We start from the raw sequence: 12,797 nt of genomic DNA on the forward strand, positions 1-12,797 counted from the left end.
ATGGGCGGGATTGTCGGGATCGACGTCGGCGGCACCTTCACCGACCTGTTCTATTCGGCGGACGGACTCGGCGTGGACGCCGTGCTCAAGGTGCCCTCGACGCCGGACGATCCGAGCCGCGGACTGATTGACGCGCTCAAGGCGGCGGATGTCGCGCCCGCCTCGCTCGACGTCATCCTGCACGGCACGACCATCGCCACGAACGCCGTGATCGAGCGACGCGGGGCGCGCTGCGCCCTGATCACCACGGCCGGCTTCCGGGACATCCTCGAGCTGGGGCGGCGCGATCGCCAGCGCATGTATGGGCTGACGGGCGTGCAGCAGCCGCTGATCCCGCGCGCCATGCGCTGGGAGGTGGCCGAACGTCTGGACCACCGCGGCACGGTGCTGACGCCGCTGGACGAGGCCGGGTTTGCCCGCCTTGCGGCCGCGCTGGCGCAGGAGGATGTCGATGCCGTCATCGTCTCCTTCCTCCACGCCTATGCCAATCCGGCTCACGAACGGCAGGCGCGCGAAATCCTGAAAGCCGCCAATCCGGATTGGGAGATCGTCATCTCCAGCGACGTCGTGCGCGAGTACTACGAGTTCGAGCGGACCAGCACCGCCGCCGTCCAGGGCTACCTCCAGCCGCTGGTCTCGCGCTATGCCCGCAATCTCGACGGCAAGCTCCGGGATCTCGGCTTCGACCGCCAGACTCTCGTGATGCAATCGAATGGCGGGCTGATTCCGCTCGGGCAATTGCACGAGCGCGCCGCCAACATCGTCCGCTCCGGCCCGGCCGCCGGCGTGATGGCGGCGGCGAAGCTCGCGGCAGAGGCGGGCTTCACCCACGTCATCACCGGCGACATGGGCGGCACGAGCTACGACGTCGCGGTGGTGGTCAACGGCTTGCTGCGCATCGCGGAGACGACCGAGCTCGATTTCCGCGTGCCCTTGCGCCTGCCGATGATCGACGTGCACACGATCGGTGCCGGCGGCGGGTCGATCGCCCATGTCGACCGTGGCGGGATCCTCCAGGTCGGCCCGCGCAGCGCCGGCGCGGTGCCGGGCCCCGTCTGTTTCGGACGGGGCGGCACGGAGCCCACCGTGACCGACGCGAACGCCGTTCTGGGCCGCATCAACGCCGACCAGCCGATCGGCATGAAGCATCTCGCCCGGCTCGACATCGACGGCGCGCGGGCGGCGATGGCGGCGCTGGGTGCTCCTCTCGGTCTCGGTATCGAGGAGACGGCGGAGGCGATCCTCACCATCGTCAACCACGTCATGGCCCGGCGGACACGGCTGCTCAGCGTCGAGCAGGGTCATGACCCGCGCATCTTCGCACTCGTCGCCTTCGGCGGCGCAGGACCTTTGCATGGCGCCGCGATCATGCGCGAGGTCGGCATCCGCACGATGCTGCTGCCGCCGCATCCCGGCGTGCTCTGCGCGCTCGGCTGCGCCGTCGCCGATCTGCGCTACGACCTCTCCCAGACCGTCGAGCAACCCCTGTCCGAGGTCGCCGAAGGCTTCGCCGGAGAGGTGCTGACCCGGCAGCGCGCGGATGGCGAGGCGCGCCTTTCGGCCAGCGGCACGCCGCTCGAAAGCGTCGTCGTCGGCCACGCCGCCGAGATGTCCTATCTCGGCCAGATCCACACCCTGCGTGCCGTCGTCGATCCGGACTGGGATCACGCGCGCCTGGTCGAGGCCTTCGAGGAGGTCTACCGGCGCGAATACGGCAACACGCTGGGCGACATCCCCGTCGTGCTCGTCAGCCTGAAGACCTCGGTGCAGGGCGTCCGGGCCAAGCCTGAGAGCCGGCCTGCCCCGGTCGAGGCGCAGCCCGCGCCGTCGCGCGCGAGCCGGCCGGTCTATTTCGGCGGATGGCTGACGACGCCGATCTACGATCGCCGGGACCTCGCGCCCGGCATGCATTTCCACGGTCCCGCGATCATCGAGCAGGCCGACACCACCAGCGTGGTCGAGCCGGGCATGCGCGCGCGGGTCGATGCCTTCGGCAACATCCTGATCGAGGTGGCCTGAATGGATCCGGTGACGCTCGCCGTCGTTCGCGGCGCCCTCGAACAGATCGCCGACGAGATGGACCTGCATCTCATCCGCGCGGCGCTCTCCCCGATCATCTCCGAGACGAACGACTGCGCCCACGGGCTCTACGACCCGGCGAGCGGCGAGACGATCGCGCAGGGCGGCTACGGCCTGCCGATGTTCCTGGCGAACATGCAGTTCACCGTCCAGCGCCTGATCCCGATCGCCGAGGCGGCCGGCGGATTCCGGCCGGGCGACATCTGGATCACCAACGATCCCTATCTCAGCGGCACGCATCTCAACGACGTCATCCTGGTCTCCCCACATTTCGTCGACGGCAAGCTCTTCGCGCTCTTCGCCAACACCGGCCACTGGATGGACATGGGCGGCAGCGTGCCGGGCGGCTGGGCGCCGACGGCGCGCGAGATTCATCAGGAAGGCATCATCATCCCGCCGCTGCGGCTGTATGAGGAGGGCCGGCGCAACGAGGCCGTGGTCGCGATGATCACCGCGAATGTGCGCCTGCCGCAGCAGCTGCTGGGCGATCTCGCCGCCATGACCAACGTCTTCGCGCTCGGGCGGCGCGGATTGGACGACCTCGTCGCGCGCTACGGGGTGGACACGCTGCAGGCCTGCATCGACGAGATGATGCGCCGCTCGGAAGCCGAGATGCGCTCCTACATCGCCGAGATCCCGGACGGCACCTATGCCGTCACCGATTGGTTCGACAATGACGGCGTCGTCGACGAGCGGCTCACCGTATCGCTGGCGATCACCGTCGAGGGCTCGGATCTGGTCTTCGACTTCACGGGAACCTCGGCCGCCGCCGTCGGTCCGATGAACATCTCCGACGCCACCACGCGCTCGCTCTGCTTCGTGGCGCTGAAGCACATCTTCCCTGAGGTGCCCGTCAATGGCGGCGCCTTCCGCCCGACGCGCTTCGTCATCCCGCGCAAATGCATCCTTAATGCCGAATACCCGTCCGCCGTGGGCGGCACGACCGACGTGACGCAGCGCATCGTCGACGTCGTCTTCGGCGCGCTCGCGCAAGCGATCCCCGATCAGACGCCGGCCGCCCCGTTCGGAACCACGGGGGTCGCCACCGTGTCGGGCCGCCATCCCGAGACCGGCAAATACTTCGTCGCTGTATATCCCTACCCGGGCGGCTACGGCGCGAGCCGGCAATCCGATGGCCTGGTCAACGGCACGCCGCCGGGCTCGATGGCCAAATTCATGTCCGTCGAGATGTCGGAGCACCGCTATCCGGTGCGCTTCCGTCACTACGCCATCCGAGAGGGCTCGGGCGGCGCGGGTCTCCATCGCGGCGGATGCGGCTCCGACTACGCCATCGAGACGCTGACCGACACCGTGGTCTCGATCCTCGGCGACCGTGTCGATCATGCGCCGTTTGGCGTGCAGGGCGGCGGCCCGGCGGTGGCCAACCGCGTCGAACTGACGACCGGGGGCCGCGCCTGGGTCCCCCCGATGCGCAGCAAGGCCGAGAAGATCCCCTTCGCTGCCGGCGATTGCTTCCATCTCGGATCACCGGGCGGCGGCGGCTTCGGCGCGCCGATCGAGCGCGACATCGACGCCGTCGAGGCCGATCTCAACGCGGGGCTGATCGACAGGGAGACGGCCGAGACCGTCTACGGCGTCGCCGTCGCGTCGACCCGCAGCATCGACGGCCGGCCCGTCTTCACCCTCGACCCGGAGAGAAGCCGGGCGCGACGAAGCGAGATGAGACCGGACCGGCGCCAGGCCTGCTGAACCAAGGCGCAAACAAGAACAAGCCAACGGGAGGACAAGAAGATGCTGACGAGACGTCAATTCGGAGGATTCGCCGCCGGCGCGACCCTGCTCGCGGGCACGCGCTCCTCGTTCGCGCAGGGCGGCGCGATCAAGATCGGCGCGATCAATCCCTATTCCGGCGCGATGGCGCAATATGGCGACGAGGTCACGCGCTGTTACGAGCTCGCCGCCGAATGGGTCAACGGGCAGGGCGGCGTGCTCGGGCGCCAGCTCCAGATCGTTCGCGGCAACGCGACCTCCGCGCAGGAGGGCATCGCCGCCATCGAGCAGTTCGTCGGCCGCGACAAGGTCGACATCTTCGCCGGCACCTATGTCACCGCGATCTCCAACGCAGCCAGCGAAAGCGCGCTGAACTACAGCAAGCTATACTGGGAAACGAACGCGCTGGCGCGCGACCTCACCGATCGCGGCCTGCCCAACTTCGTCCGCTCCGGCCCGAGCAGCAACGAGTTCGCCTCGCGGGCGGTGGACGGCGCGCTGAAGATCGTCGCGACCAAGCTCGGTAAGCAGCCGAAGGACCTCAAGGTCTGGGTCGAGCACGAGGATTCCGCTTACGGGACCTCGATCGCGACCGAGCAGCAGCGCCTGCTCAAGGCGGCCGGCGTCAGCTTCGGCGTCGGCGCTCACAGCGCTCGCGCGATCGACGTCACCGACTCGATCCTGCGCGCCAAGAACGCGGCGCCCGACATATGGATCAGCACGGCGTATGTCGTCGACACCAACCTTCTGCTGCGCGCCGCGCGCGACCAGGGCTTCAAGCCGGCCGCCATCATGCTGTGCGGGGTCGGCGACACCACGGAGACGCTGGAAGCGCTCGGCAAGGAGTATCTCGAAGGCATCTTCGTCGTGTCCTACCCCCGGCCCGACATCAGCGAGAAATACGGCCCGGGCGCCGGTGCCTTCCTCAAGGTCTACCGCGACAAACTCGGCCGCGATCCGATCGCGCCCCAGGGCATGAACGCCTTCGTCGGCATGAAGATGCTGTTCGAGGCCGTGAAGGCCGCCGGCGACGTCGACTATGAGAAAGTCGTGAAGGCGGCCGCCGCCATGGACAAGCCGCTCGGCACCTACGAGACGGGCTACGGCGCCAAGTTCGACGCGAAGATGCAGAACACCCGGGCGCTGCCTGTGGTCGCGCAGTGGCAAAGCGGGCGCGTCAAGGCGGTCTTCCCGACGGAGGCCGCGGCCGAGGGCGTCACCGTCGTCAACCTGCCTCGCGCCTGACGCGCTTGCGAGACCAGAGGGGCCGCTGGCCGGCCCCTTTCGCCCCTCGACCGGAGCGGCCCATGGCGGAATTCCTGAACATCCTGGCGATCGGGCTTTTGCTCGGCGGCATCTATGCGCTCGTCAGCGTCGGCCTGAACCTGATCTTCGGCGTCATCCGCGTCGTGAACTTCGCCCAGGGCGAATTCGTGATGCTGGGGATGTACGGCGCCTTCGCCGCGCAGGCGGCATTGAACCTCGATCCCTATCTGGCACCTGTCATCGTCGTGCCCGCGCTCTTCCTGCTCGGCTGCGTAGTCTATTTCCTTCTCCTGCGGCCGCTCCAGGGCGAGCCGATGATGCAGGTCTTCGCCACCTTCGGCCTCTTGATGGTTCTGGAGAACAGCGTTCTGGCGCTGACGCGCGGCATCAGCTTCAGCGTGGCCTCGGCGCTCTCGCAGACCACGGTCGCGATCGGCCCCGTTCAGATGCCGCTCGCGCGGATCGTCGTCCTCGTGGCCGCGACCGTGGTGGCGGGTGGCCTCGGCTGGTGGCTGCGTGCCACCGTGCCGGGCAAGGCAATCCGCGCCGTCGCTCAGGACCGCAAGGCGGCGCGGCTCATGGGCATCCCTGTCGAGCGGATGTACATGGTGACCTTCGGCGTCGGCGCCGCGCTCGCGGGCCTCGCCGGCTGTCTGCTCTCACCACTCTATTCGATGTCGCCGCAGATCGGCATGAACTTCATCATGCCGGCGTTTGCCGTCGTCGTGCTGGGCGGCCTCGGCAGCGTCAAGGGCGCCTATTTCGGCGGCTTCATCGTCGGGCTGACGGAGGCGCTGGCAGGCTTCTATCTCGATCCGGCGCTGAAGCACGCCGTGCTTTTCATGGTCTTCATCGCCGTGCTGATCGTGCGCCCGTCCGGGCTGTTCGGCGTTGCCGGCGCGGAGGAGGTCGGTCTCCGTGAACAATCCTGACGCCAAGCCCGGCCGCGTCGGCGTGCGGACGCTGCGGCACGAACTGCCGGTCACGCTGGGGGTCATCGCCGGCGCGGGTGCCTTGATCGCAGTCTTCTCTAGCGACAGCTTCACCCTGAACATCCTGGCCACCGCCTTCCTGTTCGCCGGCCTCGCGACCGCCTGGAACATCATCGGCGGACTGGGCGGCCAGTTTTCGCTCGGCCATAGCGTCTTTTTCGCGGTTGGCGCCTTCACGGTCGCGAACCTCTATCTCAAGTTGCAGCTCTCGCCCTGGCTCGCGATCGTGCCCGCCGCCCTGCTCGCGGCGCTGCTGGGCGCGCTGATCTCCTGGCCCGTCTTTCGGCTGCGGGGGCCGTTCTTCGCCATCGCGACCATGGCGATGACCGAGGTGATGCTCTCGCTCGCGCTTTATTTCGACACGTTGACCGGCGGCTCGCGCGGCCTCTCCATCCCGTTCCGGCTCGGCCTGCAGAACATGATCTTCCGCGATCGGCTGTCCTATGCCCTGCTGATGCTCGGCTTCCTGGCCGTGTGCCTGCTGGTCATGGCGGCCGTGACGCGCAGCCGGCTCGGCTACTCGCTCCAGGCGGTTCGCGACAACGAGGACGCCGCGCTCGCCGCCGGTATCGACGTGTTGCGCACCAAGCTGACGGGCATGGCGATCAGCGCGGCGCTGACCGGCATCGGCGGCGTGCTCTACATGATGTATGTCCGCGTCGCCGACCCGCCGACGCTGTTCTCGCTCTTCGACATCGGCGTGAAGATCGCGCTCGTCGCGCTGATCGGCGGCATCGGGACGATCTACGGTCCGCTGCTCGGGGCGCTGCTGATCGTACCGCTGGAAAGCTATCTGCGCGCGGAACTCGGCGGCTTCGTGCCGGGCGCGAACCTCGTCGTTCTGGGCCTCATCCTGATGCTGACGGCGCTCTTCCTGCGGCACGGCATCATGGGCGCTCTGCGCGCGCTGGCGCTCAAGGTGTCGGGGGCGCGCGCATGATCGCCGAGCCTTTCCTTCAGATCGACAACGTCTCCCGTCATTTCGGCGGCCTGAAAGCGGTCGACGAGGTCAGCTTTGAGGTCGCGCGCGGCGAGATCGTTAGCATCATCGGGCCCAACGGCGCCGGCAAGACGACGCTCTTCAACCTGCTGACCGGGCAGTTGCCGCCCTCCGCCGGAACCGTGCGCTTCGAAGGACGCGACATCGGGCGGACGCGGTCCAACGAGAGGGCGCGGCTCGGCTTCGGCCGGACCTTCCAAATTTCGCAGACGCTGACCTCGATGAGCGTGCTGGAGAACGGCATGGTCGGCGCCTTCATGCACGAGCGGAGGCTTCCCGCCGCCGCCGCGCGCGCCTTCGAGGCGCTCGAGCGCGTCGGGCTGGCGAAGCGCGCGACGGACAAGGCGGGGTCGCTGACACTGGGTGAGCGCCGCCGGCTGGAAGTGGCGCGCGCCCTGGCGATGAAGCCGCAGATCGTCCTTCTGGACGAGGTGATGGCCGGCCTCAATCAGACAGAGGTTGCCGAGATCATCGACATGGTCCACGCCCTGAACGCTACGGGCGTCACCTTCCTCGTCATCGAGCACAATCTCAAGGTGGTCCGCGCCTTTTCGCGCCGCGTCCTCGTGATCAACCGCGGCCGCGTTCTGAAGCAGGGCACGGCCGAGGAGGTCCTGAGCGATCCCGCGGTCGTCGAAGCCTATGTCGGAAAGATCCGCGCATGACGCATCATCTTGTCGTCGAGGGGCTCTGCGCCGGATATGGGGACCTTCGCGTCCTGCACGATGTCGGCTTGTCTGTGCCGGCTGGCTCGGTCGTCGCCATCGTCGGCGCCAACGGCGCTGGCAAGAGCACGCTGCTGTCGACCATCGCAGGGCTGATCCGCCCTTCGGCCGGGCGCCTCACCTTCCGCGGCAGCGACATCACCCGCGCTCGCGCAGAAGATCTGCCGGCGCTGGGGCTTGCCCTCGTGCCGGAAGGCGGGCGCCTCTTCCCCTTCATGACGGTGGAGGAGAACCTCCAGCTGGGCGCCTATTCCCGCCACGCCCGCGCCGGGATGGCGGGGCGCATCCGTGAGGTGACGGCGGCCTTCCCCATCCTGACCGAGCGGCGCACGCAGCTCGCCGGCAAGCTCTCCGGCGGCGAGCGCCAGATGTGCGCCATCGCGCGCGCCCTGATGTGCCGCCCGTCGCTGCTCCTGCTCGACGAGCCGTCCGTCGGGCTCTCGCCGCTGATGGCCGAGACCGTGCTGCAGGTGGTCGCCGGCCTGGCCCGCGACGAGGGCCTGACCGTCGTCATCGTCGAGCAGCGCGTCACCGAAGTGCTGGAGATCGCCGACGAGGCGCATATCCTCGACCAGGGGCGCATCGTGCGCTCCGGCCAGGCACGGCAATTTCTGGCCGACAGAAGCATTCAGGAAGCCTATATGGGTTTATGATACGTACGGTGGACCATTGCCGCCTGCGAAGGAATTAAGAATGACCGTGAAGTCGCCCGCCCTGATCGCGCCGGTCGTCGTGCCGAAGGCGGCCGACATCCTGGCGAACCGCCTGCGGGACCTCATCGTCAAGGGACAGATCACGCCGGGCAGCTTTCTTCCCACCGAGCGCGATCTCGTCACGGAATCGGGGCTGAGCCGGACATCGGTGCGCGATGCGCTGCGGATTCTGGAATCGGAAGGGCTGATCACCACCAAGGTCGGGCGCACGGGCGGCTCGATGGTGACGCTGCCGGGCCGGGCCTCGGTCGCGCGCTCGGTCGAGCTTTTCGTCCGCACGCACGGCATCCGCCTCGAATCGCTGCTGGAATGCCGCGTGGCCGTGGAGCCCACCCTGGCCCGCCTCGCCGCCAAGCGCCGCACGCCCGAGCAGCTGGCGGAGATGGAGGAGCTGCACGAGCAGTTCGTCGCGTCGGTCGACGATGTCGCGCACTACAAGAACGTCAATCTCGACTGGCACCTGGCCATCGCCCGCGCCAGCGGCAACGAGCCCCTAATGGCGCTGATGGAGGCGATCTCGACGCCAATCCGCGACGCCATGGACTATCAGCACGTTACCACGCCGGAACTGCGTGTCATCGCGGTCAAGGCCCATACCGTCATCCTCAAGGCCATCCGCGAGCAGGACGAGGATGCCGCCTTTCAGCGCATGGACCGGCACGTCGCGGGCTATCGCGACATCGCGACCGGCGCGGCCCCCATGCCGCCGGCCGCCAAGAACACGACCGCCAAGATCCGCATCATCGATATTTGAAATAATTGGACCATTTAGCTTGTCTGCCCGCAGGTGGGCCGCTAGTCTCCTTCCCGCAGTGACGAACGCGATCCGCAGGTCAAGCGGACGCGCCGGGAGGGTCGACATGAAGCGTCTTGTATCCGCGCTCATCGGTGCGGCGATCGGTCTTTGCGCGACAGCACCGGCCGGCGCCCAAAGCTATCCCAGCCGCAACGTGACCATCGTCGTGCCCTTCGCGGCCGGCAGCGGCAGCGACACCGCCGCGCGCGTCCTCGGGCAGCACCTGGCGGCGCGGCTGAAGCAGAACTTCATCATCGAGAACCGCGCAGGCGCGACCGGCGCCATCGCGACTGCAGCCGTCGCGAAGGCCGCGCCCGATGGCTACACCCTGCTGCTGGGCACCAACTCCACGCATGGCTCGAACAGCGCGCTCTACAAGAAGCTCGCCTATGATCCCATCAAGGATTTCGCGCCGATCGCCCATACCGGCGTCTTCTCCTACTTCCTCGTGCTCGACCCCAAGCTGCCGATCAAATCCGTCGCGGACCTGATCGCGGCGGCCAAGGCCAAGCCCGGCGAGATCAGCTATGCGGGCGGCAGTTCGACCAGCATCGTCATGGCGGAAAGCTTCGCCAAGGGTGCCGGCATCAGCTTCCTGAAAGTGCCTTATCGCAGCAATCCGCCCGCCCTGACCGACGTGATCGGCGGCCGCATCAACATGATGTTCTGCGACATGTCGTCGGCCATCGGCTCGGTGAATTCCGGCAGCCTGCGCGCCATTGCCGTGACGACCAAGAACCGCAGCACGCTGGCGCCCGACCTGCCGACCATCGCGGAGACGGCCGTCAAGGATTTCGACCTCGCCTCGTGGACCGGCCTGTTCGCGCCGGCGGGAACGCCGAACGAAATCGTCGAGCGGCTGAACACCGAGGTGAATGCCATCCTGGCCTTGCCGGACGTGAAGGAGCGCTTCGCCCCACTCGGCATCGAGGCGCAGCCCGTCTCGGCCGCCGAATTCACCCGCTACGTCCAGAGCGAGGTCGTGAAATGGGCGGCACTGGTCAAGGAAGCCGGCATCGAGCCGGAGTGACACGCGACCGAGGCCGGCGATGAGAACCATCAGGATCGGAGCCGGATCGGGCTTCGGCGGCGATCGGATCGAGCCCGCGATCGAGCTCGCCGAACAGGGCGGCCTCGACTACCTTGTCTTCGAATGCCTGGCCGAGCGGACGATCGCGCTCGCCCAGCAGGCCCGGCTGCAGGATCCGGATGCCGGCTATGATCGACTGCTCGAAGAGCGCATGGAGCGGGTGCTGCCGCCCTGCCGCAGGAACGGCATCCGCATCGTCAGCAATATGGGGGCGGCAAACCCGGCCGCCGCGGCCCGCGCGGTGGCCGAAACCGCGCGGCGGCTCGGGCTGGCGGGTGTGAAGATCGCCTATGTTCTCGGCGACGACGTGCTCGAGCCGGTTCGCGCCGCGACCTGGCCGCTTTCGGACGGTCCGGGCTCCACGGCCGATCTCGGCGCGCGCATCGTCTCCGCCAATGCCTATCTCGGCGTCGAGCCGATCGTATCGGCGCTTCGACAGGGCGCTGACATCGTCATCACCGGCCGCGTGGGCGATCCCGCTTTGTTCGCCGCGCCGCTGGTCCACGAGTTCGGCTGGGCGCTGGACGATTGGACCCGGCTCGGCCGCAGCGCGCTGATCGGCCATCTGCTGGAATGCGCCGGTCAGCTGACGGGCGGCTACTTCGCGGATCCCGGCCGCAAGGACGTGCCGGGACTGGCGCGTCTCGGCTTCCCCTTCGCCGATGTCGATGCGGACGGTACGGCCCTGTTCGGCAAGGTCGACGGCTCGGGCGGCGAACTCAGCATCCGAACCTGCAAGGAACAGCTGCTCTACGAGGTGCACGACCCGACTCGTTACATCCAGCCCGATGTCGTCGCGGACTTCACCAGCGCGCGTTTCACGCAGGCCGGCCTCGACAAGGTCCGGCTGGAGGGCGGCGGCGGCTCGCCTCGGACCGACAGTCTCAAGGTCACGATCGGCTATCGCGACGGCTTCATCGGCGAGGGGCAGATCTCCTATGCCGGCACCGGCGCGGAACGGCGAGCGCGCCTGGCGCTCGATGTCGTGCGGGAACGCCTCGATCTGATCGGCGTCGCGATCTCGGAATTGCGGCTCGACGTGATCGGCGTCGATGCCCTCTATGCCGGCCCGCGCGGCCCGCACGAGCCGATGGATGTCCGCGCGCGGATCACGGGCCGGACCGCATCGCTCCAGGACGCGCAGCGCATCGGCCGCGAGATCGAGGCCGCCTGGATCAATGGCCCGGCCGGCGGCGGCGGCGCGACATGGTTGGCGCGCGAGGTCATCGCCGCAGCCTCCATGCTGCTGCCGCGCGACCTCGTCGAGCCGACCATCCATTGGCTGGAGTCGTGACGATGCGCCTCGGCGAACTCGCCCATGCCCGGGCCGGCGACAAGGGCGACATCTCCAACATCAGCGTCATCGCCTATGAGCCCGGCGACTACGCCTTCCTGGCCGAGCATGTGACGGCGGAGCGTGTGAAGGCGCTCTTCGGCGACATCGTTCGCGGCCCGGTCACGCGTTACGAGCTGCCGGAACTCGGCGCCTTCAACTTCGTGCTCCAGCGGGCGCTCGGCGGCGGCGTGACCCGCTCGCTGAGGCTCGATCCGCATGGCAAGAGCTTGAGCTCGCTCCTGCTCGAACTCGACATTCCCGATCGTCAACGCGCGTGACGCCGATGCCGCTCTCGACCCGCTTCAGCGGACGCTGTGTCCTCGTCACCGGCGCGACGGGCGGCATCGGGCAGGCGGCGGCGCGGCGGCTCGCCGACGAAGGCGCCAGCCTCGTCCTGACCGACCAGATCGAAGGACCGCTGACGGAGCTCGCCGCATCCTTCGGACCGCAGGCGATCGCGATCGTCGGCGATATCACGCGCGAAGAGACGATGGACCATGCCATCCGCGACGGGCTCGCCGCCTTCGGACGCATCGACGGCGCGTTCCTCAATGCGGGGATGGAAGGTCGCGTCGCGCGGCTCGGCGACGCGGCGTTTGCCGATTTCGAGCGGGTCATGGCCGTCAATGTCGGCGGCTGCTTCATCGGCCTGAGCAAGTTGATGCCGCTGATGACACGGCAAGGTGGCGGCTCGATCGTACTGACCTCTTCGACCGCCGGCCTGCGCGGCAGCGTCGGGTTGGCGCCCTATGTCGCCAGCAAGCATGCCGTGCTCGGCCTGATGCGTTGCGCCGCGCTGGAAGGCGCCGCTGCGGGCGTGCGCGTCAATGCGCTGCACCCTGGCCCGATCGACACCGTCATGATCCACCAGATCGAGCGCGGCTTCGCGCCCGAGGCGCCGGAGATCGCCGGCAAGGCGACGATCGCCCGGGTTCCGCTCAAGCGCTACGGAACGCCCGATGAGGTCGCGGCGCTGCTCGCCTTCGTGCTCAGCGACGAGGCCTCGTTTTGCACCGGGAGCGCCTTCTCGATCGACGGCGGCATCATGGCAGGCTCGGCCGGCTGAGAC

The 12,797-nt window shown here is 68.3% G+C and carries 12 protein-coding genes; all 12 read left to right on the forward strand.

Translation table 11 applies throughout. The annotated features are described in order from the left end of the window. The 12 genes from IED13_RS20595 (at position 1) to IED13_RS20650 (ending at position 12,794) form a co-directional block, all read left to right on the forward strand. Positions 1-2,019 carry a hydantoinase/oxoprolinase family protein gene (locus tag IED13_RS20595; protein WP_191125282.1) on the forward strand — a complete coding sequence of 673 codons (2,019 nt, stop codon included), beginning with the start codon at positions 1-3 and terminating at the stop codon, positions 2,017-2,019. Then, a complete protein-coding gene (locus IED13_RS20600) occupies positions 2,020-3,789 on the forward strand; it encodes a hydantoinase B/oxoprolinase family protein (protein WP_191125283.1) in 1,770 nt (589 codons plus the stop codon). It begins immediately after the preceding gene. A 42-nt stretch (positions 3,790-3,831) separates the two neighbouring features. Beyond that, positions 3,832-5,055 carry an ABC transporter substrate-binding protein gene (locus tag IED13_RS20605; protein ID WP_191125284.1) on the forward strand — a complete coding sequence of 408 codons (1,224 nt, stop codon included), beginning with the start codon at positions 3,832-3,834 and terminating at the stop codon, positions 5,053-5,055. Positions 5,056-5,117: 62 nt separating this feature from the next. Continuing rightward, on the forward strand, positions 5,118-6,008 hold the full coding sequence (locus IED13_RS20610) for a branched-chain amino acid ABC transporter permease (protein WP_191125285.1): 891 nt from the start codon (positions 5,118-5,120) through the stop codon (positions 6,006-6,008). Beyond that, on the forward strand, positions 5,995-7,008 hold the full coding sequence (locus IED13_RS20615; RefSeq protein WP_191125286.1) for a branched-chain amino acid ABC transporter permease: 1,014 nt from the start codon (positions 5,995-5,997) through the stop codon (positions 7,006-7,008). The genes IED13_RS20610 and IED13_RS20615 overlap by 14 nt, the downstream gene beginning before the upstream one ends. Next, entirely contained in the window at positions 7,005-7,733 is a 729-nt protein-coding gene (locus IED13_RS20620) for an ABC transporter ATP-binding protein (RefSeq protein WP_191125287.1), read from the forward strand. The genes IED13_RS20615 and IED13_RS20620 overlap by 4 nt, the downstream gene beginning before the upstream one ends. Next, positions 7,730-8,446 (forward strand): ABC transporter ATP-binding protein, encoded by a 717-nt coding sequence (locus IED13_RS20625; protein WP_191125288.1) that lies wholly within the window; start codon positions 7,730-7,732, stop codon positions 8,444-8,446. Before IED13_RS20620 ends, IED13_RS20625 begins: the two co-directional genes overlap by 4 nt. Positions 8,447-8,486: 40 nt before the next feature. Further along, positions 8,487-9,260 carry a FadR/GntR family transcriptional regulator gene (locus IED13_RS20630; RefSeq protein ID WP_191125289.1) on the forward strand — a complete coding sequence of 258 codons (774 nt, stop codon included), beginning with the start codon at positions 8,487-8,489 and terminating at the stop codon, positions 9,258-9,260. A gap of 106 nt (positions 9,261-9,366) precedes the next feature. After that, the gene (locus IED13_RS20635; protein ID WP_191125290.1) at positions 9,367-10,332 is read left to right on the forward strand and encodes a Bug family tripartite tricarboxylate transporter substrate binding protein; all 966 of its coding nucleotides are present in this window, start codon (positions 9,367-9,369) and stop codon (positions 10,330-10,332) included. 19 nt (positions 10,333-10,351) lie between these two features. Then, entirely contained in the window at positions 10,352-11,686 is a 1,335-nt protein-coding gene (locus IED13_RS20640) for an acyclic terpene utilization AtuA family protein (RefSeq protein ID WP_191125291.1), read from the forward strand. Between the two features lie 2 nt (positions 11,687-11,688). Then, positions 11,689-12,006, forward strand: coding sequence for an AtuA-related protein (locus IED13_RS20645; RefSeq protein WP_191125292.1), 318 nt, complete (start codon positions 11,689-11,691; stop codon positions 12,004-12,006). A gap of 5 nt (positions 12,007-12,011) precedes the next feature. Then, positions 12,012-12,794 (forward strand): SDR family NAD(P)-dependent oxidoreductase, encoded by a 783-nt coding sequence (locus tag IED13_RS20650; protein WP_248312693.1) that lies wholly within the window; start codon positions 12,012-12,014, stop codon positions 12,792-12,794. The last annotated feature ends 3 nt before the right edge of the window (positions 12,795-12,797 follow it).

Source organism: Allobosea spartocytisi, from assembly GCF_014764685.1.
GTDB classification, from domain to species: Bacteria; Pseudomonadota; Alphaproteobacteria; order Rhizobiales; family Beijerinckiaceae; genus Allobosea; species Allobosea spartocytisi.